The following is a 24,472-nucleotide window of genomic DNA, read 5'->3' as shown; positions in this document are numbered from 1 at the left end:
CCCGATCCGGTATCGAGCCGTCACCGAGAGTTCATCTGCATCACCCCACTGCGCTGGCTTCTTGACCTGCAACATTGCTGCGCTTGACGAACCTTTTGCCGATGGGGAGCTCCCCTGCGCACCCGTCGCCGACGGCGTCGCGCAGGGAGACCCGAGCCACCGCGGGAGCCGCGGAGGATGTGAATCGTGACGACCCGTCCCGCCGTCCGCTGTGCCGACGGGCGGCGGAGTGGGTAGCATCGGCGAGGACTCTGGACGGACCGGGTCGCCCGCATCGCGGCATCGGCCCGACGATCTCGGACCGGCCGACGGACACCCCGCCTCCGCCCGAAGCCCGCTCACTCCGCCGCTCTCCCTCTCGATCAGACGCGGTGCACGACCCGGCCGGCCACCGCCGCGCCCCGTCGGCCGACGCGTCGCCCCAAGGAGTCCTCCCCATGTCGCTGCCCTTCCTCACCCGCCGTCCCACGGTCCCCGCGAAGGACGGCGCGAGCTGGCCCCACGTGGTCATCGTGGGCGGTGGCTTCGCCGGCGCCAACGCCGTGCTGGGCCTGCGCGACGCCCGCGTGCGCGTCACCCTCATCGACCGCAACGTCTACAAGACCTTCCAGCCGCTGCTGTACCAGGTGGCCACCGCCGGACTGAACCCCGGAGACGTCACCATGTTCCTGCGCGGCCTCTCGCTGAAGGTCCCCAACATGCGCTATCGGCAGGGCGAGGTGGTCGGCGTCGACCCGGAGCGGAAGGTCGTCACGCTCAACGAGGGCCAGCGCGGCGATCAGGAGCTCTCCTACGACTACCTGGTGCTCGCCAACGGCGCCACCACCACCTACTTCGGCACCCCCGGCGCCGAGGAGCACGCGATGCCGATGTACACGCGCGCGCAGGCCCTCGCCATCCGCGACCGGGTCTTCTCCGAGCTCGAGCGCTCCAGCCGCGAGGCCGGCGTCACCCACGACAAGCTCCACGTCTGCATCGTCGGCGGCGGACCGACGGGCGTGGAGATCGCCGGCGCCCTGGCGGACTTCCGCATGCAGGAGCTGGACATCCTCTATCCCGAGATGGATCCGGGGACCCTGCAGCTCACGGTGCTGCAGCGCGGCGACGAGCTGCTCAAGGAGTTCAGCGACAAGTACCGCCAGTACGCCGCCGACGAGCTGCGCGACCGCGGCGTCGTGCTGCGCCTCGGCCACGGCGTGAAGGAGGTCGGCTACGACCACGTGATCCTCGACGACGGCTCGATCCTCGAGTCCGACATCACCATCTGGGCCGCCGGCGTCGCGATCCCCGAGGCGGTCTCCCGGTGGGGCCTGCCGCAGGACAAGCGCGGCCGCATCGCCGTGGACGACCACCTGCAGGTCAAGGGCATGCCGGGGGTGTACGCCGCCGGCGACGTCGCCGCCCAGGACGAGGCCCTCCCCCAGCTCGCGCAGCCCGCGATCCAGACCGGCTCGGCCGTCGCGAAGTCCATCGCCGCCGACGTGAAGGGCAAGCAGCGCCCGACCTTCACCTACACGAATCTCGGCACCATGGCCACGATCGGCCGCCACGCCGCGATCGCGGAGATTCCGGTGCTCGGCGGGCTCTCCGGATCGCTCGGCTGGGCGGCCTGGCTCGGCGTGCACATCACGAAGATGCTCGGCCACCGCAACCAGCGCGCGGTCGCGATGAACCTCGTCTCGCTGTACGGCGGCACCCGCGGCACCCACCAGCCGAACCCCGTGGTGGGCGAGGTCGACTCGCTGCGCGCGGCACGGATCTTCGAGGAGCAGGCCCCGCACCGCCTCTTCGGCCTGAATGCCGGGGCGCGGGAGAACCGGGCGGCGGCCGAGGACGCTCCCGGCGCGGCCGACGTCGCCGCCCCTTCCCAGGACTGATCCGGCCCCGCGCGGCTCAGCGCGCGGTGCGGATGAGCCCGACGATCCGGTCGGCGTCATGCCGCAGGGGGTGCTGAAGGCGCTCCTCCGCGGGGGCGGTCTCGGCGTCGTCCCTGGCCGCCGTGCCTGCCGGCGTGGCCCTCGCGCCGTCGTGCCCGGTCGTTCTCGCGGCTGCGGGCAGCGGTGCGGCGTAGGCGGCGGCGGTATAGGCATCGGCGAGGCGCGCGGCGGCGGCCCGGTCCTCGGCGGTGACCTCGGGCGTGCCCTCCGCGATGCGGTCCAGCAGCTGCTCGACGGCGCGGTGCGGGGGCAGCGCCGGGTCCATCGCGAGGCGCGTCGGCGGCCTGCCCCAGGCGCCGGTGAGGCCCAGCCAGCGGATCGCCGTCGCCCGCACCTCGAGCTCGTGGGTCAGCTCCGACCAGGCCAGCTCGCCGGCGGCGCGGCGCAGCCGCTCGGTCTCGAGCGCGGCGGCGGAGGCGTCGCCCGACGCACCGGAGCCACCGCCCCCGCCCTCCTCAGGGGGCTCTCCGTCGGCGCCTGCTCCTGCGCCTCGCTCCCCCGCGCCACCCCCGAGCGCCGCCCAGCGCTCCTCGCGATGGCGGATCCGTCGGCGCCGGATCACCAGCACCACGGCGGCCGCGGCGGCGGCCAGGAGCGCGCCGAGGCCGAGCACGCTCACTGTGCCCCACTCGATGCGCTGGACCGTCTGGGGTGAGGGGCCCGGCTCGGCGGCCTCGTCCTCCTCGGTGCTCGCGCTGCTCTGCTCCTCGGTGGTGCCCTCCTCGCTGCTCGCGCTCTCCTCGTCGGCGGTCGGGGTGTCGGAGGTCGTCTCGGGGGTCTCGACGTCCTCCTCGCTCGCGGAGAGGTCGGTGACCTCGGGGGTGCGCACGCCGTTGTTCGCGGCGGCGGGGGTGGGCTCGAACTGGACCCAGCCGTGCTCGGGGCCGAACCACACCTCGGGCCAGGCGTGGGCGTTGCGCGCGCTGACGGTGCGCTCGTCCCCGTCGGCGTCCCCGGCGGTGAAGCCGATGACGACCCGTGTCGGATACCCCTGCGCGGTCATCATCAGCGCGAAGGTCGAGGCGAACTGCTCGCAGTAGCCGATCCGGTCCTCGAGGAAGGACTCCAGCGGGTCCTCCCCCGGCGGGGTGTTCACGGTGAGGGAGTAGGCGAAGGCGCTGCGGAAGTAGTCCTGGAAGGCGACGGCCGCGTCGAAGCCGTTCTCCGCCCCGGCGTCCTGGACCAGCTGCTCGGCGAGGTCGGCCGCGACCTGCGGCACCTCGGCGCGGTCGGTGTAGCCGGAGTCGAAGGGGGCGCTCGCCGCGGCGGGCGTGACCGCGCGGAGCTGCTCGGGGGTGGAGGAGCGCGGCTCGGAGAGCACGGTGTACTGCTGCCCGGTCAGTCCCTCGGGGACGAACTCCAGCGCCGCCTCTCCGTCGACCGGCCGCAGGGTGAGCGCACGCGCCAGCGCCGGCGTCGGGGAGCTCACCTCGCGCACGTTCTCCGGCATCGGCAGCCGGTCCCCGCCCAGGCTCATCACCTGGACGTCGGTCTCCTCGAGATCGCCCGTGCCGCCGCTGACCGCCCTGCCGTCATCGCGGGCGTCGGAGAAGGAGGAGGCGAGGTTCGACTCCTCCTCGTCGCCGGCGTGGAAGGTCTCCCCGTCGAAGCGGTTCAGGGTGCGCAGGCGCAGGTAGGAGGGGTCCTCGGCGGTGGTGGTGTAACGCAGCACCTCGGTGTCGGACTGCTCGAGCAGGGAGCGGCGCACGGAGACGTCGTCGTCGATCATGACGGGGCCGAGCTGCGGGGTGTCGGGGTCCTTCCAGCGGTTCAGCACGTCGACGTTCAGCGCGATCCGCGGCGGGACCAGCTGGGGCAGGGCCGCGCCGAGCACGGGGGCGCCGGCGGCGACGAGCGCGACGCACAGGACCGCGGCGCCGAGGGTGCGGCCGGGCGCGGGGACGGGTCCGGCCTGCGGGCGGCGGTCCCCTTCGAGATAGCGCGGGTCCCCGTGGACGGTGCGGACGGCGAGGACGGCGGCGCCGGCGGCGACCGGCGCGGCCACCTGCCACCACGCCCCGCCCGAGGGCTGCTGCAGCGCGGGCACGAGCACGGTGCCCATCAGCAGCAGGGCGGTGGGGGTGTGCCAGCCGAGGTCGAGGTACAGCAGGTCCAGCAGCAGGGCGAGCAGCGCGACGAGCACGACGATGATCACGGTCCCGGGCGCGCCGAGCACCAGCGGCGGCAGGCCGGAGGCGAGCTCCCGCACCCCGAGCCGCAGCACCTCGGGCTGGGAGGCGAGAACCGCGATCGGACCGTCGGACCACGGGGCGAGCCCCTGCGCCGTCTCGACGACGAGCATCAGCACGAGGATCAGGCCCAGCTGGAGCAGCGGCACCAGCGCGGTCCGGGAGATCAGGTGGCGCAGCACGATCCCGCCGAGGATCACGGGGGCGGCGCCGGTCAGGGTCAGCACCAGCCAGGACGCGCCGGCCAGCAGCTGGGAGGTGGGCGCGGCGGCGAGCAGCAGTGCGACCAGGAGCAGCAGGGCGCGGCCGGTGAGGTGGGGGCCCTCGAGCGAGGGGCGGCCCATCAGCGGGCTCATCGCGGCTCCTCCACGGCGGTGGTGAGCAGGTCGTCGAGGGTGTCGGCGGAGGAGCCGCGCACGAGGGCCCAGGTGCCCAGGCGCGAGCGGCGCGGCGGCCGCTGGGCGCGCGCGGCGGCGAGCTGCTCGGCGTGCTTCTCGTGGGCGTGGCCGAAGTCGTCGCCGTCGGCGGGGCCGATGCGACGGGCACGACGGGGCGTCTCGGGCTCCTCCTCGGGCAGCGCCGCGTCCAGCGCGATCGCGGTGCGGCGCGTGGCGCGGCCGGCGAAGCGGTCCAGCTCGAGGCCCGCGAAGGGCTCGCCCAGGTCGGCGCCGAGCGCGATCGCGAGCTCGGCATGGCCGGCGGCGTGGTCGCGGCCCACGCCGTGCTGCTCGTCGTCGTCGAAGTCGACCTCGGCGAGCGCGAGGAGGGAGGCGCGGCGCTCGAGCGCGTCGGCCTCGCCGCCCAGCAGGGACGGGCCGGGGACTCCGCGTCGGCGCTGGGTGCGGGTGATCTCGTCGCCCGAGGCGTCCACGATCCGCACCTCCCAGCCGTTGCGGCCCAGGGAGTCCAGCACGGTCGCGGCATGGGAGACGAGCGCCTCCTCGACCTGCCCCTCGAGCCCGTCCCGCCGGGTGGTGTCCAGCACGACCACGGCGCTGCGGCCCGCGGTCGGCTCGTCCTCGCGGGTCATCAGCGTGCCGGTGCGGGCGCTGGCCCGCCAGTGGATGCGGCGGATGTCGTCGCCGGCGGCGTAGGGGCGGGCGATCGGGCCGATCTCCCCCACCCCCGCGACGGGCACCGCACCGGCCACGGCGTCGTCGGCGATGCCGGTCGAGCGCTCCGCGGCGGTCGACATCTCGGCGACCACGGGCAGGCCGGTGATCCGCAGCCCGTCCTCAACGGTGCGGCGGAGGTGGAACAGCCCGAAGACGTCGCGCACCAGGACCGAGTACGGGCCGAGCGCATGGCCGCCGCGCCGGCTCACGTGCAGCACGTGCGGCATGCGCCTCGCCAGCGGCAGGTCTCCCTGGCCCCCGAGCTCCTCCGGGAGATGCTCGCGCACCACGCCCCGGCCGAGCGGCACGACGGTGATCCACGGGCGGTCCTGCATCTCGAGCATCACGCGGGCGGAGCCGCCGACGGGCACCGCGTCGTCCACGACCCGGCGCCGCGGGGAGATGCCGCGGCCGGCGACGAGGATCCCGATCGCGCCGACGGCGAGGACCAGCACGAGGCCGGCGGCGAGCTGCCGGGCGGGCTCGATGCGGGTGAGGTCGCCCAGCAGCCACAGCGCCGCGCAGGCCACGAGCACGACGACGCCCCGCCCGGTGGGGCGGAGGATCGTGCGTGCGCGGCCCCTCACGTCTGCGGGGTGCTGCGCAGGACCTGGTCCACGAGCTCCCCGGCGCTCGCGCCGCGGGAGAGCGCCTGCGGGGTCAGATGGAGCCGGTGGCGCCAGACCGGGAAGATGACGTCGGCGATGTCCTGCGGGGTGACGAAGGTGCGGGCGGCGAGCGCGGCGTTCGCCTTCGCCGCGCGCACCAGATGCACGGCCGCACGGGGCGAGGCGCCGAGGGTGACCTGGGGGTGGGAGCGGGTCGCCTCCGCCAGGCGCACCACGTACTGCAGGATCACGGGCGAGGCGTAGACGCTGCGCACCGCCCGCACCTGGGCGGCGATCCGTTCGGGGCTGGTGCGTCGGCGGACCGCGTCGACCACCTCCCGGTCCCCCTCGGCCACGGGCCCGGCCTGCGCCTCGAGCATTCGCGCCTCGGCGGAGGCGACGGGATAGCCCATCGAGGTCTGTGCGAGGAAGCGGTCTCGCTGCGCCTCGGGTAGGCGGTAGGTGCCCTCCATCTCGACGGGGTTCGCGGTCGCGACGACCATGAACGGCTCGGCGAGCGCGTAGGTGGTGCCGTCGACGCTGACCTGCCGCTCCTCCATCGCCTCGAGTAGTGCGGACTGGGTCTTCGGGGAGGCGCGGTTGATCTCGTCGGCCAGCAGGATCTGCGTGAACACGGCGCCGGGACGGAACTCGAACTCGCCGCTGGCCTGGTTGAACACGCTCGCGCCGGTCACGTCGCCGGGCAGCAGGTCGGGGGTGAACTGGATGCGGTGGCGGTCCGCGCCGAGCGCGGCGGAGAGGGACTTGGCGAGCATCGTCTTGCCGACGCCGGGAATGTCCTCGATCAGCAGGTGCCCGCCGGCCAGGAGCACCAGCACCGCGATCCGGGCCACTTCCTCCTTGCCCTCGACGATGGTGGCGATCTCTCTCACCACCGCGAAGGCGTCCTCGGCGATCTGGTGGGCCCGCTGCTCCGACAGGACCTCGGGCGCCTCGCTCCCCTGCAGGTCAGGGGCGTTTCCGGCACCGGATTCTTCCAGGATCATCACAGGCTCCTCCGATGCGCACCCCAGCGGTGTTCATGAAAAGTTTGCCGGGGGATGAATTCGTTGAGGTCCCCCGGGGCGCCGTCGCCTCCTACAGTATGGCTGGTCCTCCCCAGCCTCCCGAAGGGTTCTGATGTCTGTCCGCCGTACCGTCGCCCAGTCCTCTGCCGGGCTGCTGCTGCTCGCGGCGTTCGCTGCCGGACCCGCTGTCGCGTTCGGTGATGCCCCCGCGACGCCGGGAGCGCCCGGGCCGTCCGACGGCGGCTGCGCGGCGGACGCGGCCGGAAATTACGAGACCACGCTCGCTGTCACGCCGAGCGAGGTCGCCCCCGGCGAGCCCGTCACGCTTACGGTGCAGTGTTTCCCTGGCCCGAATCGTGAATCCGCAACGGTCGATGTCACCGGGCCGGGAGGTTTCTCCGCCGAGCCGGGCTCGATCAGCGCGGCGCCTGGGGGTACGGCGACCCTGACCTTCGATGTCCCGGAGCTCGCCGAACCCGGCGACTACTCGTTTGTGGTCAAGTCCGATAACTTCAACAACAACGCAACTTTCAAGGTCGTCAAGGGTGAGGAGGAGCCCCCTCCCCCGACCACCGAGCCCGATAAGCCCAGCGAAGAGCCGGACCCTGGCGAGACCACCCCGCCAGCCGAGGGCGACGACGAAGGCCAGGGCAGCGGGGATGACGAGGAGCAGGTCAGCGACGCCCCGAACCCGGACGACGAAGAACCCGTCGGAGACGGCTCCGACACCGGCACCGGCGGCTCCGGCTCAGACGACGAGCAGAATCAGGACTCCGAGGACAACGGCAGGTCCGACGACACCGAGGACTCCGACGAGAAGCAGCAGGGCGGCGACACCAACGCTTCCGGCTACCCCACCAAGCCTTTCCCCGGCGACGAGGAGGACGGCGACACCTCGGCGTCGGCCGCGAACGACGACGCCGCGAGCAGGGGCGACGCGCCCGCGCAGCCGCCGGCCGCTCCCGGCTCGGCGACCAATGACTTCCCGGCCGCCCAGCAGGAGGCGACCGCTGACCAGAAGCAGTCGGCCGCGCTCGCGGTGCTGATGACTCAGCTGTTCGCGGGCGGGGTCTCCACCGGCTCGGTCGGCACGACTCCCGACCAGGCCCGCACGGTGATCGACCCGTCGGCCGAAGCCTCCGAGATCGAGGTGCCCGCAGGCTCCGACAACGGCAGCTCGAGCGACGACGGCTCGGGCTCCGAGTCCTCCGACGGCGATGCGCTCGCCGCGACCGGGTCGAACATGCTCGTCCCCGCCGGGATCGCGGCCGCCGCGATCCTCCTCGGCGCCGGACTGAAGATCCACCAAGTCCGTCGCGGACGCTGAGCCGCAGACGGACGGCCGCCGCCTCGGTCAGGCGGGGGCGCCGCGGCGGGTCTGCAGCGCGATGAGCACGCCGATCAGCAGCGCGCCGACCACGCGCGCGAGCCCGCCCACGGCGACCGCGCCGCTGACGCCGAGCAGCGCGCCGAGCCAGCCGATCGTGATGCCGTTGCCGGTGCGCATGCCGCTGCCGATCATCGAGTAGACGCCGACGACGCGGCCTCGCTGGTCCTCCGGGGCGCGCAGCTGCACGAGCGCCTGCCCGATCGCAGTCGCGGCGAGGTACGCGACGCCGCCGATCACCAGCGCGATCAGCGCGATCGGATAGCTGGTCGTGGTCGCGACGATCAGCGAGGTCAGCCCGAACATCACCGCCGCGATCACCGCGCCGCGCACGTCGACCTTCAGGATCCCGGTGGCCTCGAGCAGGAAGCCGCCCACCACTCCCCCGATCCCGTTGGCGAACAGGAGCGCGCCGTAGCCGAGGCCGCCCTCGTCCCCGGCGCCGAGCACCTGGGCGAAGTTCGGCATCGCCACCTGCAGCGACGCGCCGACGCACACCGCGATCAGACCGGCGAGCGCGATCATGCCCACCAGCACCTTGTCGCTGCCGACCGTGCGCAGCACCCGCGGGGTGTCCAGGATCGAGACCCGCTCGCGGCGCACGAAGCCGCTGCGGGAGTGGCCGGTGAACGGGGTGCGCAGCATCAGCAGCGTCATCGGCAGGTAGAAGACGATGTTGGCGAGGATCCCCCACGTCGGCCCCAGGAGCAGCAGCAGGAGCGAGCCGACGACGGGGCCCGCGAGCACGCCGAGGGACTTGAACGTCGCGTTCAGCCGCACCGCGCTCGGCAGCTCGGCGGGCTCGGCGAAGTCGTGCAGCATCAGCTGCTCGGCCGGGCCCCACAGCGCCCCGGCGCAGCCGTGCAGCACCAGCAGCACGCAGGCGCTCCACATCTCCAGCGTCCCCGTCAGGAACAGCAGGCCCCAGCTCAGGGACACGACAGCGAACAGGCCCTGGGCGATCTGGATGATGCGTCGGCAGTCGTACTTCTCCGCGAGCCCGCCGAACAGCACCGAGAACAGCAGGAACGGCAGCCAGTGGCTGATCACCTGGAAGCCCACCAGCCAGGGCGAGGCGAACACCTCCCACAGCACCCAGTAGGTGATCACGTGCTCGATGTTGTCGCCCATCATCGACAGGCCGGCGGTCATCAGATACGGGCGGGAGTGGCGGTCGCGGAGCGGACCGAAGCGGCGCAGGGTCGGCGTGGCCGTGGGGATCGACCTTCTTCGTGGGTCTCGTGGGCGGGACAGGCTGGTCGTGCGGAGCCCGTCTGCGCCGGAGAGGCGCTGGTCAGAGCGCCGGCGTCAGGCTCAGCCTACGGTCGGGCGCCGACAGCGGACCAGGGCGGCCCGGCAGGAGAGACTTCGTAGGTCGACTGATGTCGGAGGTCGAGGAGAGCCGCCGAGTCGCACGGCGACTGTCGGCGCCGAGATAACTCCTAAGGTGGCTCCCGTCGGCCATCCATCCAACTTTAAGAGTTATCCTTGGATCCTTGAGCTCTTCCCACCACCTTAGGGACTATCCATGGGGCACTACTCAAGCCACTACTGGGAGAACCCGCACGACTCCGGCATCCCTCGCTCCGATCGGCGTTCGGGCGGCTACCGCGCCTACACGCCCACGGCGCTCGCGGGCATGCGCCTCGCCGTCAGCCCCGCGGTGGACGCCGAGGTCGCCGCAGCCGAGCGCGCGGTCCGCTCGCTGAACCGTGGCACTCATGGAGACCTGGGACTGGTGTCGCGGTTCCTCCTGCGCTCAGAGGCGATCGCGTCGTCCTACATCGAGGGGATCACGCCCAGTCCGCAGAGCGTCGCCCTGGCCGAACTCGCGCTCGACGAGGACGTCCGGGGCCTGACCGAGACGGCCCAGCAGGTCGCGCGGAACATGACGATCGTGCGGGCCGCCTCCGACGCGCTCTCGACGAAGGACGCCCTGACCATCGGCGAACTCGAGACCCTTCAGTCCTCCCTCATCACCGACCCCACGGATCTGCAGGGGGTGCGCACTACGCAGAACTGGATCGGCGGCTCGCGCTATCACCCCCTCGAGGCGGCGCATGTGCCGCCTCCTCCGGAGCAGGTGCGGAGCCTGCTCGAGGACCTCGTGCTGTACATGGCCGGTGCCGCTCATTCCCCGATCGTGCAGGCCGCACTGGTCCACGCGCAGTTCGAGACGATCCACCCCTTCCCCGACGGGAACGGCCGTGTGGGGCGCGCCCTGATACACACCGTGCTCACCCGTCGCGGGCTCACCTCGGAAGTGATCCTCCCGGTGAGCCTGGTGCTCGCGACCCTCCACGAGCAGTACATCGCTGGCCTCGGCGCCTTCCGGGTCGAGGGAGGGCCTGGGTCTCCCGAGGTCTTCGCGGCATACGAAGTCTGGATCAGCACTTTCGCCCATGCCGTGCACATCGCTGCCGAGCAGGCTGCAGATCTGGAGCGCCGGCTCGCGGAGCTGCGTGAGGAGTGGGCCCGGATCATCACCGAGGCGCGGCACCGCGAGGGCAGGGTGCGCGCCACTCGTCGGGACTCTGCCCTGTCCACCATCCTCGACGCCCTGCCCGGCACGCCTGTGCTCACCACCTCCACGGTGACCCGGATGCACGGGGTGACGACGACCGCGGCCCAGAACGCACTGGCACGCCTGGCGGAGTACGGCATCCTCGACCCGATCTCGATCGGGCGGGCACAGCGCGCCTATGTGTCGCTCGACGTGCTGGACCTCATCACGCACAGCGAGCGGGCGATGGCGAGCCGAGACTTCGACACGGCGAGCTCACCACCAGTGCGTGCGGCGCCCTCTCGCCCTCAGCGATGAGTGCGCCTCGTCCCGATCACACCTCGCCGCGCCGTCGGCCGACGGTGCGGAAGCCGCCGTTGCCCATGGAGGAGTCGGGGGTGTTCTGGGAGCGGGCCGAGTTGCGGTAGCGGTTGCAGTAGGAGAGGTGGCACAGGTAGCTGCCGCCGCGCATGACGCGGGTCTGCCCTGTCTCGGGACCGACGGGGTCCGTGACCAGGGTGCGCTTCTCGGCGGTGGTGCCGCGGCGGTAGGTGGCGGGGTGGAACCAGTCCTCGCACCACTCCCAGACGTTGCCGACCATCTGCCACAGTCCGTAGCCGTTCGGTTCGAAGCTGCGCACGGGCGCGGTGGTGAGGAAGCCGTCCTCGCAGGTGTTCCGGCGCGGGAACTCGCCCTGGAAGATGTTGGCGCGCCAGCCGCCCTCGTCGACCTCCTGATCGCCCCAGGGGTACTTCGCGCCGTCGATCCCGCCGCGGGCGGCGTACTCCCATTCGGCCTCGGTGGGCAGTCGGCGCCCGGCCCAGTCGCAGTAGGCGATCGCGTCGTTCCAGGAGATGTGCACCGCCGGGTGGTCGCCGCGGCCGTCGAGATCGGAGAGGCGGCCGCCCGGGTGGCGCCAGTCCGCGCCCTTCACCCCGGCCCACCAGGGGGTGCCGTCGGCCGGACCCATCACGTCCTCCTCGGGCGCGGCGATCGCGAGGTGGAAGACGGCGGAGAACCCGAAGCTCTCGGCCTCGGTGACGTAGCCGGTCTCGTCGACGAAGCGGGCGAAGGCGTCGTTGGTGACGGTCGTGGCGTCGATGTCGAAGGCGCTGAGTGCGACCTCGTGGCGCGGCGTCTCGCCGTCGGCGCGGTTCTTGTCGCCGGAGGAGTCGCCCATCGTGAAGGTGCCGGCGGGGACGGCGATCTGCTCGATCGGGTGGCGACCTGCGCCGGCCGACGATGCCGGACCGGCGGCCGGAACGGCGAGGTCCCCGAGCAGCTGCTCCCGGCTGGGCGTCCCGCAGCCGCAGCCGCATCCGCTGGTCATCGGTGATTCTCCTGTCATCGGTGCGCGTCCCCCATACTGCCCCGTCAGCCCCTCACGGCTCCAGCAGCACCGCGAACAGCTCGAGGGTCCGCTGCAGCTGGATCGAGGGCTCGAGCAGCCACTGGATCTGCAGGCCGTCCGAGGCGGCGACGATCAGCGCCGCCATCTGCTCGGGGTCGACGTCGCCCCGCACCCGGCCCGCGGCCTGGTCCTCGCGCAGGCGGGTCGCGAGGCCGCCGCGCACGTTCTCGAAGCGGGCGGTGAAGAACTCCTTCGCCGGGCCGCGCTCGCTCTCGAGCGAGGTCGCCACCAGCGTCGAGTAGAGCTGGACGAGACCGGGCACCTCGAGGTTCGCCAGCGCCGCGTTGGCCATCACCTCGACGGCGCGCTCGTCGTCGAGGGCGCTCGGGCCCTCCCGCTCGAGCCGGTCGAGGTCGCGCCGACGCTCGGCGTGCTCGTAGACGGCGACCAGCAGCTCCTCGCGGGAGGAGAAGTAGTGCAGCAGCGCGCCGTGGGAGACGCCGATGGCCTCGGCGATCCGGCGCAGCGAGGTGCCGTCGGCCCCGCGGTCGCGGAACACCTCGATCGCGCGGTCGAGGATCTCCTGCCTCCGCGCGATGCCCTTGGAGTAGGAGCCCTGACGGCCGATGCCGCGGGGCCGCGCCGTTCCGGCGGCCGACGGACCGGCCGGTCCGGCGGCGTCGTCGGCAGGGATCGCGAGATCCCCGGCAGGGCTCGAGGCGGAGCTCGCGGCTGGGTTCGCGGGGTCCTCGGCGGGCTCGTCGTCGGTGCTCATGGCGCCACAGTATGCGCCGTCGGACGCCGATCCCAGACAAAACCTCCACCTGGTGGGATCCGGTGCTACGCTGTCGTCCACGCACCGCCCCACCCCTCGCGCGCCGCGGGCCGGCGAGTGCGACCCGCCCTCTGACGACGACGTACCGAAAGCAGGTCACCCGTGGCATTGCCCCTCGCCTCCGTCCAGCTGTACACGCTGGCCGCGGAGTTCTCCGCAGACATGAACGGCTCCCTCGACAAGCTCGCCGGCATCGGCCTGAAGAACGTCGAGGCCTTCGACTTCGTGCGCCGCCCGAAGGAGATCCGCGCGGCGCTGGACGCCTCCGGCCTCGCCTCCCCCACCGGTCACGCCCCGCTGCTCTCCGACGAGCTGTGGACCCCGGACGGCTCCATCCCCACCCCCTCCAACGAGGTCGTGTTCGAGGCCGCCGCCGAGATCGGCATGAAGACCGTCATCGACCCGATGGTCCCCACCGAGCGCTGGCTCACCGAGGACGGCGTGAAGGACATCGCCGAGCGCCTCAACGCCGCTTCCGAGAAGGCCAAGGAGTTCGGCCTCGCGGTCGGCTACCACAACCACGCCCAGGAGTTCCTCGCGGACTTCGACGGCCAGACCGCCTACCAGCGCTTCCTGTCGCTGGTCGATCCGTCGGTCGAGATCGAGCTGGACCTGTACTGGGCTCTCGTCGGCGGCCAGGACGTCGTCGCGCTGGTGCAGGAGCTCGGCGACCGCCTCGTCGCGATCCACGTCAAGGACGGCATCAAGCCCGAGTCCAACCCCTTCGCGCCCGGCGCCCCGAAGTTCAGCTCCTCGAGCCTGGACCAGCGCCACGCCGGCCAGGGCGAGGTGCCCACCGTCGAGGCGATGAAGGCGGCGTCGAACGTCAAGTACGCCGTCATCGAGTACGACAACGCCCCCGGCGACGTCTTCGCGGACGTCGAGAACAGCTACCGCTTCCTGATCGACGGAGGACTCGCAGCATGAGCACCCCTTTCAACGGCCCCGTGGGCGTCGGCTTCATCGGCACCGGAGTCATCTCCGACCAGTACCTGACGAACCTCACCACCTTCCCCGACCTCGAGGTCCTGATCCTCGGCGATCTCAACACCGAGGTCGCCGCGGCCCAGGCCGAGAAGTACGGCATCCCCGCCTCCGGCACCGCGCAGGACGTGCTGGACCACCCGGGCGTGCAGGTCGTCGTGAACCTGACCATCCCCGCCGTGCACACGGAGATCTCCTCGCAGGCGATCGCCGCGGGCAAGCACGTGTGGACCGAGAAGCCGCTGGGCCTGGACCGCGAGTCCACCGCCGCGCTGCTGAAGCAGGCCGACGAGGCCGGGCTGCGCATCGGCTGCGCCCCCGACACCGTGCTCGGCGCCGGCGTGCAGACCGCCAAGCGCGCGATCCTCGACGGCCTCATCGGCCGCCCGCTGTTCGCGCAGACCTCCATGCAGTGGCAGGGCCCGGAGGTCTTCCACCCGAACCCCGCCTTCCTGTTCGCCAAGGGCGCGGGCCCGCTGCTGGACATCGGCCCCTACTACTTCACCACCCTGGTGAGCCTCTTCGGCACCGTCGAGAAGGTCGCCGCGATGGGTCTGAAGGCGCAGGAGGAGCGCGAGATCCTCGTCGGCCCGAACAAGGGGCAGAAGTTCCCCGTCGAGCCGCCGTCGACCATCTCCGTGCTCACCCAGTTCGAGGGCGGCCAGACCGGCACCTCGCTGGTCAGCTTCGACTCGCCGCTCGCGCGTCAGGGCATCGTCGAGATCCACGGCACCGAGGGCTCGCTCTCGATCCCCGACCCGAACATGTTCGAGGGCCGCATCGCCTACGTGCGCCCCTTCGAGTCCTTCGGCGAGGCCCCGCCCGAGCAGGAGTGGATCGAGATCCAGCAGGAGGGTCCGGTCACCGGCCGCGGCCTCGGCCTGCTGGACATGGTCCGCGCCATCCAGGAGGACCGCCCGCACGTCGCCTCCGGCGCAGTGGGCTACCACGTCCTGGACATCATGCTCTCCGCCGAGGAGTCCGCCGAGCGCGGCGAGTTCGTGGACGTCGAGTCGTCGGTGGACACCGTGCCGGTGCTGCCCGAGGGCTTCGACCCGCTGGCGAGGACGCTCTGAGCAGGGGGTTCTCAGCAGGGCATCTGAGGGGGCTCTGACCAGGGCCTCCGCAGGATTCTGACCCGCCGGGGTCGGTGCGAGCGATCGCATCGGCCTCGGCGGGTTGTTGCGTGGGTGGGGTGGGGGCAGGACGGGACGGCGCGGGGGGCGGGCTGGACGGGGCAGACCGGGCAGCACGCGATCGAGACCTGAGTTTGTGACGGTATGAGGCCCAATACCGTCACATCGCCACGTCTCGGTGGCGGGAAGCGACGTCGTGGACCCGGCCGGCGCGGGGCCGGTGAGCTTTTGTGGCCGTGAGGACTCATCTGCGGGCTCGCATGACTCGCCGCAGGCACAAAACTTTCGGCCCGAGCGAGGTCCTGCATGACGCGCCGTCGCAGGTCGGCCGGTCAGCAGACATGGGCTTTCGAGCACGTCATTCGCCCATGTTCTGCCGGTCAGCAGGCATGGGCTTTCGAGCACGTCATTCGCCCATGTTCGCTATCCCTGCGTCGTGGATCTGTCCACCGGCCTGCCCGCGGCCCGGCCGCGTCGGCTCGGCGTCGGACCGCTCCCCTAGCCTGGGCGCCATGACGTCCCCGCAGCCTGCCGTCTCGCCCGACACCCCGCCGAGCGTCGCCCCGCACTCGAAAGATGAGGGCAAATCTGCGCACGCCGCGGCTGAGGGCAAATCTGCGCACGCCGGAGGCGAGGACCTCTCGAATCGGGTCGACCTCGTGATGGAGGGCGGCGGGGTCAAGGGCATCGCCCTGGCCGGGGCGATCGAGGTGCTCGAGGAGCGCGGCTACCGGGTGCACCGGGTGGCGGGCTCGTCGGCCGGGGCGATCGCGGGCGCGCTCGCGGCCTCGGGGATCGACGGGTCCACGATGGTGGAGATCCTCCGCGCCACCGACTACCGGCGCTTCGAGGACGGGCCCTGGTGGACCCGCACCCTGCCCGGCAAGGCGCTGTCGATCCTGCTGCACAACGGCATCCACCGCGGCGACTTCCTCCAGCAGTGGCTCGAGGAGCAGCTCGCCGAGCACGCCCCGGCAGGCAGCACCGGCACCTTCGGCGACCTCGTCATCGACGATCCCGAGGTGGACGTGGACAGGGACGATCCGCGCCGTCACCGCCTGGTGGTCACCGCCTCGGACCTCTCGGCCGGGAAGCTGCGACTGCTTCCCCGCGACGCGGCCGAGTTCGGGCGCGACCCGGAGCGTCTGCGGATCGCGGAGGCGGTGCGGGTCTCGTCCTCGATCCCGCTGTTCTTCCGCCCGGCGCGATGGAGGTCCCCCGCGGGCGGCAGTGCGGTGCTGGTGGACGGCGGGATGCTCTCGAACTTCCCGGTCTCCGTGTTCGACCGGCCGGGCGGCGAGATGCCGCGCTGGCCCACCTTCGGCATCAAGCTCTCGGCCAAGCCCGAGGCGGACTTCGGCCAGCGCAACCGGATCCGCGGCCCGCTCTCCTTCGGGAAGGCGCTCGTGGACACGGTCACCGGGTTCTACGACCGGATGCACATCGACGCCCAGCATGCGGTGGAGCGGACCATCTTCATCGACACCGCGGCGGTGCGCCCCACCCAGTTCGACCTCTCCGACGAGGACCGCGACCTGCTCCACCGCAAGGGGCGCAAGGCCGCGACGGAGTTCCTCGACGGCGACGAGCGCGGCCAGGAGCCGTGGGACTTCAGGCGGTACGTGGAGCGACACCGGAGCGGACCGGCCCGCCCAGGGGGAAGCTGACGCCGGTGAGCTCCTCGGAGAGGCTCCACAGGCTGCGGGCCATCTGGGTGTCCTCGGCGCGGGCGGAACGCTCGACGGGGCCGGGCTCGCCGCGGGCGCCGAAGCGCCCGGTGGGGCCGACGTACGTGTCCCCGGGGAGGTCCGCCGTGGCGGCCATCAGCGTGGGCTGGGCCCCGCCCACGTCGTCGTGGCCCAGCAGGCCGATGAGCGCGCTCTCCGCGGCCTCGACCAGCCGGCCGCGTCGGCCGCGCAGCAGCGAGGTCGCGGCGAGGCCGGGGTGCGCGGCCAGGGAGAGCACTTCGGAGCCTGCCCCCTCGAGGCGCCGCTGCAGCTCGGCGGTGAACAGGAGATTCGCGAGCTTGGACTGGGCGTACGCGCGCGGCGCTCGATAGGGGCGGCGCTCCCAGTTGGGGTCGTGGAGGTTGATCGCGCCGCTGCGGTGGGCGATGGAGGAGACGGTGACCACGCGGCCGACGAGCTGCGGCAGCAGCAGGTTGGTCAGGGCGAAGTGGCCGAGATGGTTGGTGCCGAGCTGGAGCTCGAAGCCGTCGGCCGTGCGTCCCAGCGGCGGGATCATCAGCCCGGCGTTGTTGATCAGCAGGTCGACGGGGCCGTCGATGCCGCCGGCGAAGAGCCGCACCGAGGCGAGGTCGGCGAGGTCCAGACGCCGCACCTCGACCTCGCCGCTCATCGTGGCGGCGGCGTCGGCCCCTCTGCGCGGATCGCGCACGGCCAGGATCACGCGGGCGCCGTGCTCGGCGAGGACACGGGCGGTGACGCGGCCGATGCCGCTGTTGGCACCGGTGACGATCACGGTGCGTCCGGTGAGATCGGGGAGGGCGTCCACGGAGAATGTTGTCATGGGCCACAATGTAGACAGTGGCAACTGGTGTTGTCAATGGAAACATCGATAGGATCCGGACGTGACCGAGACCGAGGAACGCCCCTACCACCACGGCAGCCTCCGTGATGCCCTGCTGAGCGCCGCCGAGCGGACCCTGCGCGCGCAGGGCCAGGACGAGCTCTCGCTGCGCGAGCTGGCACGTCAGATCGGGGTGAGCCATGCGGCGCCGCGACGCCACTTCCGCGACCGTCAGGCGCTGCTGGATGCGCTCGCCATCACGGGCTTCGAGCGCCTGGGGGCGAAGCTGGAGGCGGCGATCGAGGCGGCCGACGACGTTTTCGCCTCGCGCCTGCACGACGCGGTGGGGGCCTTCGTGCGCTTCGCGACCCAGGACGCCGCGCTGCTCGAGCTCATGTTCTCCACCAAGCACCGCGACGGGGCGGAGGAGGTGCGCGAGGCGGCGTCCGCGGCGTTCGCGACCCTGCCCGGTCTGATCGAGCAGGGCCAGGCCGAGGGGCTGCTCGCCGCCGGGACGTCCTCCCGGGCCGGGATCGTGCTGCTCGCGACCGTGCAGGGCATCGCCACGCTCATCAACGGCGGGATGGTCGAGGCCGAGCGGCTCGACGAGCTGGTCGACGCGGCGGTGGAGCAGTTCCTGCGCGGCAACCGTCCGGACTGATCGGGGCGGCGCGCGGCACGCAGCGGCGGCCGGGACCGCCGAGGACGGCTCACCGCCCGAAGCGGTCCACACGCTGCCAGGGCCAGGCCTCGGCGAGCCACTGGGCGAGAGCGTCTGCGAGGGGACCGTCGAGCTCGGCGTGGCTCGCGCGCACCCACGACTGGATCTCCGCCTCGTGGGCGGGGTCCTGGGCGGGGTAGATGTACACGCAGCCGATCACGTCGCCGTCGGCGGGGTCGAGGACGGTGAAGGTGAAGCCCTTCCGCGCGGCGAAGTCGGCGGCGTGGCGCTCGAGGTCCTGCCGGTTCCGTTCGGGAGTCATCCCCTCGGGCGGCGGCCAGGAGCCGTCCGGGTAGCCGGGGGTATCGCGGATTTGGTCGACGCTGCTGGTCCAGGCAGCGAGGTCGGCCTCGTTGTGCTGCGGACCGAGGGGCTCGAGGCGGAAGCGCTCGCGCACGAGCGACGTGGGCGGGGTGAAGTCGGCGGGGACGAAGACGTCGGTGTCCATTCCGCGACCGTAGCGAGCCCTGCCCGCGAGGACCAGCGGATTGAGAGGCCCGGGGATCCGAGAGCCGAGAGGTCGAGCGGCCACGGATCCGGGGGCCGGGCGCGCCCCCCTGCGCCTCGCGGGAATGTCATGGCGTCCGCTGCCGCGTCGCTCGTACGGTGGGTCTGCACCTTCCCTTCGTCGACAAGGCTCCACCGTGCCGTCACTGCTGAGACTGTCCGGACCTGCGCTCGGCCTCGGCGCCGTGCTGATCATCGTGACGGTCTCGCTGGGCCGAGGGATCGGTCCCGCCTACCTGCTGGGGGTCGCGCTCGTCGTGCTGAGCCTGGTCGGCCAGTTCCTGCAGACCCGCCTCCAGCGCCCCACGCAGGAACAGGACCCGGTCGCGGTCGCGGTGCCGGTGCGCGGGCGGTGGCGGGGGCTGAACTCACCGGCCTCATCGGTCCCGTCTCACACCCATCGTCTCGCGCAGACCTACGCCCTCGACATCACCCACGAGCCCGAGGGCGCCTCGCCCCGGGCCCTGGATCCGTTCTGGGCGCCGATGCGTCGGCCCGAGGGGTTCCCGTCCTTCGGGCAGGAGGTGCTCGCCCCGTTCGACGGGGAGGTGATCGCTGTGCACGGGACCAGCCGCGACCATCTCAGCCGCCTCTCCCTCCCGGGCATCGCGTATCTGCTGCTCGAGGGATTCGTGCGCAGTCTCGGCTCGCCGCGGCACCTGCTGGGCAACCACGTCATGGTGCGCGCGGCCGGGAGCGGGGCGGCCCACGACGACGAGGGGTCCGACGTCCCTGCCGGGACGGTCGCGGTGCTCGCTCATCTCCGGCGCGGCTCGCCCACGGTGCAGGTGGGCGAGCGGGTGCGGGCCGGTCAGGTGCTCGGGCAGTGCGGGAACTCCGGCAACTCCTCCGATCCGCACGTCCACGTCCAGCTCATGGACGGGTCCGACATCTCCACCGCGAAGGGTGTGCCGTTCACCTGGCGCTATCTCGACGAGGAGGGCGCGGTGCATACCGGGGTGCCCGCGAACGAGGAGCTGTTCACCGCGGTCGCGGAGGGCGCCTCCCACTGACACCGACGCGGCACACGCCGGCCCCAGCTCAGCGGCCGACGACTCCCAGGTGCGCGGCGAGCGCCTCGGCCTGGTCCCGCACTGCGAAGCCGGTCGCCTCGATCTTCGCGAGGTCCAGCACCGAGCTGCGGGGGCGCGGCGCGATGGTGCCGTCGCCCTCAGCCCTCCCCTGGGCGGCGTAGTACTCGACCGTCGGCACCGGGGTGACGCGCTGCGGGTCGTGGCCGGTCAGCGCATACACCTGGCGCGCGATCCCGGCCCAGCTCGTTGGCTCCCCGCCGGCGCTGAGGTTGTACACCCCCGGCTCGGGCCGCACCGTGAGCAGGTGCTCGATCGCGGCGGCGAGGTCGTCCGTGAAGGTCAGCCGGCCGATCTGGTCGTCGACCACGCTCGGGTCGATGCCGCGCTCTGCGAGGCTCGCCATGGTCGCGACGAAGTTCCTCCCCTCCCCCACCACCCAGCTGGTGCGCAGCACGAAGTGCTCCGGCAGGGTCGCCACCAGCCGGTCGCCGGCGGCCTTGGTCTGCCCGTAGACGCCGAGCGGGGTCAGCGGCTCCGTCTCGTCATGGACCTCCGCGGTGCCGTCGAAGACGTAGTCGCTCGAGACGTGCACGAGCGTCGCGCGCTGGGCGCGGGCGGCCTCGACGAGCCGGGCGAGGCCGTCGACGTTCACGGCCCAGGCCTCGGCCCGGCCCTCCGGGGTCTCGGCGGCGTCGACGGCGGTGTGCGCGGCGGCGTTGACGATCGTGCCGTACGGGGAGAAGTCGAAGGTGGCGACCGACTGCGCGGAGGCGAGGTCCAGCTGGTCACGGCCGACGAGGTCCACGTCGGCCCGCCTCTGCCAGCGCGCGGCGAGAGCGCGGCCCAGCTGACCGCTCGCGCCGACGACGAGGGTGCGGCGCGGCGGGACCGGGACGACGTCCGCCAGGCGCGGGTGGTTCAGGTCCTTCTCCGAGAGCTCCGCCTGCTCGAGCGGGATCGGCCAGGGGATCGCGGCGCTCTCGTCGGCGAGGTTCAGGAAGGTGTACTGCGACTGCGCGGCCGCGGACCAGTGGTCGTTGACCAGGTAGGTGTAGGCCGAGGGCGCCTCGAGGGTCTGGAAGGCGTTGCCCACTCCGCGCGGCACGAAGATCGCGACCTCGGGGGTGATCTCGTGCCAGTACACGGCGCCGAAGGAGTCGCCCTCGCGCAGGTCCACCCAGGCGCCGAACACGCGCCCGGTCGCCACGGAGATGTACTTGTCCCAGGGCTCGGCGTGGATGCCGCGGGTGACGCCGGGGGCCTGGTTGAAGGAGATGTTGTTCTGGACGGGGCCGAAGTCCGGCAGCCCGGCGGCGAGCATCTTCTCCCGCTGCCAGTTCTCCTTGAACCAGCCCCGCGCATCGCCGTGGACGGGCAGGTCCACCACGAGGAGGCCGGGGATCGGGGTCTCGTGGACGACGGGCAGGGCGGTCACTGGCCCGCCTTCGCGTACTTCGCCTCGGTCGCGGCCTTCTGGCCCCGCCACCACGCCTCGTTGCCCCGATACCAGTCGACGGTCGCGGCGAGGCCGGCCTCGAAGTCCGGGTAGGACGGGGTCCAGCCGAGCTCGGTGCGCAGCTTGGTGGAGTCGATCGCGTAGCGCAGGTCGTGGCCGGGCCGGTCGGTGACGTGGTCGAAGTCGTCGGCCTCCCGTCCCATCTGCTGCAGGATGAGCTCCACGACCTCCTTGTTCGACTTCTCCCCGTCGGCGCCGATCAGGTAGGTCTCCCCGATCCGGCCCTTCTCCAGGATCGTCAGGACGGCGGAGGAGTGGTCGTCGGCGTGGATCCAGTCGCGCACGTTCTCGCCCATCCCGTAGAGGCGGGGGCGGATCCCGTCGATCAGGTTGGTGATCTGGCGGGGGATGAACTTCTCCACGTGCTGGCGGGGGCCGTAGTTGTTGGAGCAGTTCGAGAGCGTCGCCTGTACCCCGAAGGACCGCACCCAGGCGCGGACCAGCAGGTCGCTGCCGGCCTTGGTGGCGGAATACGGGCTGGAGGGGTTGTACGCGGTGGTCTCGGTGAACCGCTCGGGGTCATCCAGCGCGAGGTCGCCGTAGACCTCGTCGGTCGAGATGTGGTGGTAGCGGGTGCCGTGCCTCCGCGCCGCCTCGAGCAGGGTGAAGGTGCCGGTGAAGTTGGTGTGCAGGAACGGGGACGGGTCTGCGAGCGAGTTGTCGTTGTGGGACTCGGCCGCGTAGTGCACGATCGCGTCGCCCTCGCCGGTCAGCGGCGCGACGAGCTCCTCGACCAGCGCCGCATCGGCGACATCGCCCTCGACCAGGCGCACCCGGCCCTCGGGCAGACCGTCGAGGGAGGCTGCGGAGCTGGCGTAGGTGAGCTTGTCCAGGACGGTCACTCGCGCGTCGGTGTGCGCGAGGACGTGGTGGACGAAGTTGGAGCCGATGAAGCCGGCGCCGCCGGTGACGAGCAGGTGGGGGGACATCAGCGGGAACCTCCGGGGATGCGTTCGCGGTCGAGGACGTCGAGCAGGTAGCGGCCGTAGCCCGACTTGACCAGGGGCTGCGCCCGCTCGCGCAGCTCCTCGTCGCTCAGGTGGCCCATCCGCCAGGCGACCTCCTCGGGGGAGCCGATGGACAGGCCCTGCCGCTTCTGGACTGTGGCGATGAACTCGCCGGCCGCGGCGAGGTCGTCGAAGGTGCCGGTGTCGAGCCAGGCGGTGCCGCGGGTGAGCACCTCGACCTGCAGCTGTCCGTCCTCCAGGTATCCGCGGTTCAGGTCGGTGATCTCGAGCTCGCCGCGGGCCGAGGGCCGCAGCGCCTTCGCCCGCTCGACGACGGTCTCGTCGTAGAAGTACAGGCCCGGCAAGGCGAGGTTCGAGCGGGGCTGGGCGGGCTTCTCCTCGAGGGAGAGCGCACGGCCGTCCTCGCCCATCTCCACCACGCCGTAGGAGCGCGGGTCGCTGACCCAGTAGCCGAACACGGCGGCGCCCTCGACCTCCGCGTAGCGGCGCAGCTGGGTGCCCATGCCCTGGCCGTAGAAGAGGTTGTCGCCGAGGATCAGCGCGCAGCGCTGCCCGTCCAGGAACTCCTCCCCCAGCACGAAGGCCTGGGCGAGGCCGTCCGGGGAGGGCTGGACGGTGTACTCGAGCTCGATCCCGAAGCGGGACCCGTCGCCGAGGACGCGCTGGAAGGCGGCCTGGTCCTCGGGGGTGGTGATGATCAGGATCTCCCGGATCCCCGCGAGCATCAGGGTGCTCAGCGGGTAGTAGATCATCGGCTTGTCGTAGACGGGCATGAGCTGCTTGGAGACGCCGAGGGTGAGCGGGTGCAGCCGGGAGCCCGTGCCGCCCGCGAGGATGATTCCGCGCATGTGCTCATGATGGCAGGCGGGGGCGGGATTCCAGAGGGCCTTCCGGGGATGTGGCCGACGCGGCAGGGGAGGATCGGCCGACGGAGGACGGCGTCGGTGCCGGCCCGTTCGCCGCCGTCACCCGGCCGGGGTCGTCAGGAGCAGGGACGAGTTCGTCCGGTGCACGACGACCGGGGCAGGTCCGTCGTTGTGCACTGCGAGCGTCACCCGAGCCTGCCGACCGCACGGCCGCTCCGGGAGGGAGGTCTCCAGGGCGAGGGACAGCAGCCGGTGGTGGCGGTGGAGCTCGATGCGGTCCGCGGGCAGCGCCTGCGCGGCGAGCTCGGCGCAGGCGTTGCCGTCCTCGCCGACGAGCTCCATCCGGGCCCGGAGCGTGACCGTGCTGCCGCCCTCGTCGAGCGCATCCTCCCGGCACCAGGCCCGTCCGTCCTCCCGGGAGCCGTTCACGCCGGTGCAGGCGGTCAGGTGCAGGGAGGAGAGGGCCTCGAGGCCCTCGCCGGCCTCATCGATCGGGAGCTCGGCGGTGAGCACGTCCTCGGTCGCGCCGGCTGCGATCGTCGTCGGCAGCACCGTGTCCGTCGGTGCCTGCGCGGCGGCATCCGCACGACGCACCTCCCAGCTCGCGCCAGCGGGGAACGTGGTGTCCCTCGAGGCGACGTCGTCGTAGGGGGCGGAGAGCTTGATGCTGCAGTCCACGCCGCCGTCCTCGGGCATGCTGATCAGGCCCTGATTGCGGTAGGTCGTCTCCTCGCCGGTGAGCATGTTCTGGGTCCCACCGACGCTGATGCCGGGGCCTCCGGCCCGGGGTGAGCAGCTGAGGGTCACGCCGAGGTACATCGAGCGGCCGCCGCTGCCCTCGGGCATCGTGCTGCGCAGGTCCATGGTGACGACGTACTCGGCGCCGGCCTCCGCCCAGAAGGTTCCCTGCGCGATGCGGGTCTCCTCGGGGACGGTGAGCAAGGCCTCGTCCGAGACGGCGTAGGGGGCTGCCGGGAAGGGCGGTGGGGTGGGAGCGGCGGTCGACGGCGCAGTCCGCGAGGTCGGGTTCCCGTCCCCGCCTCGTCCGGCGAGCCCCACGACGCCGACGACGAGCACGACCGCAAGTAGGAGGATCAGCGCCCCTCCACCGAGGAGCCATGCCCGGCCTCGCCTAGGACCGGTCTGTCCGGACTCCTGAATCCCGCTCATCGTCCCTCGCATCTCCCCGCCCCGAGCTCTCCCTGCCGATCAGGGCCGCGACCAGGCTACGGGCACCGCGATCCGCACCGGCGCCGAC

20 protein-coding genes are annotated in these 24,472 nt (G+C 72.3%); 8 read left to right on the top strand and 12 right to left on the bottom strand.

Annotation, left to right across the window (positions count from 1 at the left end):
- Nucleotides 1-437: 437 nt before the first annotated feature.
- The gene (locus DS079_RS09740; protein WP_126986970.1) at nucleotides 438-1,877 is read left to right on the top strand and encodes an NAD(P)/FAD-dependent oxidoreductase; all 1,440 of its coding nucleotides are present in this window, start codon (nucleotides 438-440) and stop codon (nucleotides 1,875-1,877) included.
- A 16-nt stretch (nucleotides 1,878-1,893) separates the two neighbouring features.
- Here the strand turns inward: DS079_RS09740 and DS079_RS09735 are convergent, their stop codons facing one another.
- Genes DS079_RS09735 through DS079_RS09725 form a run of 3 tightly spaced genes read right to left on the bottom strand, consistent with a single transcriptional unit; the run spans nucleotide 1,894 to nucleotide 6,856 of the window.
- A complete protein-coding gene (locus DS079_RS09735; protein ID WP_126986968.1) occupies nucleotides 1,894-4,482 on the bottom strand; it encodes a transglutaminase TgpA family protein in 2,589 nt (862 codons plus the stop codon).
- A complete protein-coding gene (locus DS079_RS09730; protein ID WP_126986966.1) occupies nucleotides 4,479-5,828 on the bottom strand; it encodes a DUF58 domain-containing protein in 1,350 nt (449 codons plus the stop codon). The genes DS079_RS09735 and DS079_RS09730 overlap by 4 nt, the downstream gene beginning before the upstream one ends.
- Nucleotides 5,825-6,856, bottom strand: a complete 1,032-nt coding sequence (locus DS079_RS09725; RefSeq protein WP_126986964.1) for an AAA family ATPase — start codon at nucleotides 6,854-6,856, stop codon at nucleotides 5,825-5,827. The genes DS079_RS09730 and DS079_RS09725 overlap by 4 nt, the downstream gene beginning before the upstream one ends.
- A 133-nt stretch (nucleotides 6,857-6,989) precedes the next feature.
- On the opposite strand from DS079_RS09725, the gene DS079_RS09720 reads away from it, so the two are divergent.
- Nucleotides 6,990-8,204 carry a COG1361 family protein gene (locus DS079_RS09720; RefSeq protein WP_126986962.1) on the top strand — a complete coding sequence of 405 codons (1,215 nt, stop codon included), beginning with the start codon at nucleotides 6,990-6,992 and terminating at the stop codon, nucleotides 8,202-8,204.
- 27 nt (nucleotides 8,205-8,231) lie between these two features.
- Here DS079_RS09720 and DS079_RS09715 read toward each other — a convergent pair whose 3' ends face one another.
- Complete coding sequence (locus DS079_RS09715) at nucleotides 8,232-9,464, bottom strand: MFS transporter (RefSeq protein WP_271190689.1); 1,233 nt, start codon at nucleotides 9,462-9,464, stop codon at nucleotides 8,232-8,234.
- A gap of 328 nt (nucleotides 9,465-9,792) precedes the next feature.
- On the opposite strand from DS079_RS09715, the gene DS079_RS09710 reads away from it, so the two are divergent.
- The gene (locus DS079_RS09710; RefSeq protein ID WP_126986958.1) at nucleotides 9,793-11,085 is read left to right on the top strand and encodes a Fic family protein; all 1,293 of its coding nucleotides are present in this window, start codon (nucleotides 9,793-9,795) and stop codon (nucleotides 11,083-11,085) included.
- A gap of 16 nt (nucleotides 11,086-11,101) precedes the next feature.
- On the opposite strand, the gene DS079_RS09705 is transcribed toward DS079_RS09710, so the two are convergent.
- Together DS079_RS09705 and DS079_RS09700 are read right to left on the bottom strand one after the other, a co-directional pair.
- Entirely contained in the window at nucleotides 11,102-12,097 is a 996-nt protein-coding gene (locus DS079_RS09705; protein ID WP_241237618.1) for a formylglycine-generating enzyme family protein, read from the bottom strand.
- 52 nt (nucleotides 12,098-12,149) lie between these two features.
- Nucleotides 12,150-12,893, bottom strand: a complete 744-nt coding sequence (locus DS079_RS09700; protein WP_241237617.1) for a TetR/AcrR family transcriptional regulator — start codon at nucleotides 12,891-12,893, stop codon at nucleotides 12,150-12,152.
- Between the two features lie 162 nt (nucleotides 12,894-13,055).
- Between DS079_RS09700 and DS079_RS09695 the strand changes: the two genes are divergently transcribed.
- The 3 genes from DS079_RS09695 to DS079_RS09685 all read left to right on the top strand — a co-directional run bounded on the left by DS079_RS09695 (nucleotide 13,056) and on the right by DS079_RS09685 (nucleotide 16,740).
- Nucleotides 13,056-13,880, top strand: coding sequence for a sugar phosphate isomerase/epimerase family protein (locus DS079_RS09695; RefSeq protein ID WP_126986954.1), 825 nt, complete (start codon nucleotides 13,056-13,058; stop codon nucleotides 13,878-13,880).
- The gene (locus DS079_RS09690) at nucleotides 13,877-15,013 is read left to right on the top strand and encodes a Gfo/Idh/MocA family protein (RefSeq protein ID WP_126986952.1); all 1,137 of its coding nucleotides are present in this window, start codon (nucleotides 13,877-13,879) and stop codon (nucleotides 15,011-15,013) included. Before DS079_RS09695 ends, DS079_RS09690 begins: the two co-directional genes overlap by 4 nt.
- A gap of 572 nt (nucleotides 15,014-15,585) precedes the next feature.
- Nucleotides 15,586-16,740 (top strand): patatin-like phospholipase family protein, encoded by a 1,155-nt coding sequence (locus DS079_RS09685; RefSeq protein ID WP_241237616.1) that lies wholly within the window; start codon nucleotides 15,586-15,588, stop codon nucleotides 16,738-16,740.
- On the opposite strand, the gene DS079_RS09680 is transcribed toward DS079_RS09685, so the two are convergent.
- Nucleotides 16,685-17,602, bottom strand: coding sequence for an oxidoreductase (locus DS079_RS09680; RefSeq protein WP_126986950.1), 918 nt, complete (start codon nucleotides 17,600-17,602; stop codon nucleotides 16,685-16,687). The genes DS079_RS09685 and DS079_RS09680 overlap by 56 nt on opposite strands.
- A gap of 61 nt (nucleotides 17,603-17,663) precedes the next feature.
- Here DS079_RS09680 and DS079_RS09675 point away from each other — a divergent pair, with 61 nt between their 5' ends.
- The gene (locus DS079_RS09675; protein ID WP_126986948.1) at nucleotides 17,664-18,263 is read left to right on the top strand and encodes a TetR/AcrR family transcriptional regulator; all 600 of its coding nucleotides are present in this window, start codon (nucleotides 17,664-17,666) and stop codon (nucleotides 18,261-18,263) included.
- Between the two features lie 49 nt (nucleotides 18,264-18,312).
- Here the strand turns inward: DS079_RS09675 and DS079_RS09670 are convergent, their stop codons facing one another.
- Nucleotides 18,313-18,771, bottom strand: a complete 459-nt coding sequence (locus DS079_RS09670) for a GNAT family N-acetyltransferase (protein ID WP_126986946.1) — start codon at nucleotides 18,769-18,771, stop codon at nucleotides 18,313-18,315.
- Between the two features lie 196 nt (nucleotides 18,772-18,967).
- On the opposite strand from DS079_RS09670, the gene DS079_RS09665 reads away from it, so the two are divergent.
- The gene (locus tag DS079_RS09665) at nucleotides 18,968-19,843 is read left to right on the top strand and encodes a M23 family metallopeptidase (RefSeq protein ID WP_126986944.1); all 876 of its coding nucleotides are present in this window, start codon (nucleotides 18,968-18,970) and stop codon (nucleotides 19,841-19,843) included.
- Nucleotides 19,844-19,871: 28 nt separating this feature from the next.
- Here DS079_RS09665 and DS079_RS09660 read toward each other — a convergent pair whose 3' ends face one another.
- The 4 genes from DS079_RS09660 to DS079_RS09645 form a co-directional block, all read right to left on the bottom strand.
- The gene (locus tag DS079_RS09660) at nucleotides 19,872-21,299 is read right to left on the bottom strand and encodes a sugar nucleotide-binding protein (RefSeq protein ID WP_164736188.1); all 1,428 of its coding nucleotides are present in this window, start codon (nucleotides 21,297-21,299) and stop codon (nucleotides 19,872-19,874) included.
- Nucleotides 21,296-22,309, bottom strand: coding sequence for a dTDP-glucose 4,6-dehydratase (gene rfbB, locus DS079_RS09655; protein WP_164736187.1), 1,014 nt, complete (start codon nucleotides 22,307-22,309; stop codon nucleotides 21,296-21,298). The genes DS079_RS09660 and rfbB overlap by 4 nt, the downstream gene beginning before the upstream one ends.
- Complete coding sequence (gene rfbA, locus DS079_RS09650) at nucleotides 22,309-23,196, bottom strand: glucose-1-phosphate thymidylyltransferase RfbA (RefSeq protein ID WP_126986940.1); 888 nt, start codon at nucleotides 23,194-23,196, stop codon at nucleotides 22,309-22,311. The genes rfbB and rfbA overlap by 1 nt, the downstream gene beginning before the upstream one ends.
- Before the next feature lie 117 nt (nucleotides 23,197-23,313).
- A complete protein-coding gene (locus DS079_RS09645; RefSeq protein ID WP_164736186.1) occupies nucleotides 23,314-24,156 on the bottom strand; it encodes a hypothetical protein in 843 nt (280 codons plus the stop codon).
- Between the last annotated feature and the right edge of the window lie 316 nt (nucleotides 24,157-24,472).

The sequence above is a fragment of the Brachybacterium paraconglomeratum genome, from assembly GCF_003994255.1.
In the GTDB taxonomy this organism is placed as follows: domain Bacteria; phylum Actinomycetota; class Actinomycetes; order Actinomycetales; family Dermabacteraceae; genus Brachybacterium; species Brachybacterium conglomeratum.
Note: the sequence above shows the minus strand (reverse complement) of the source record. Positions and strands in the feature narration are given on the sequence as shown.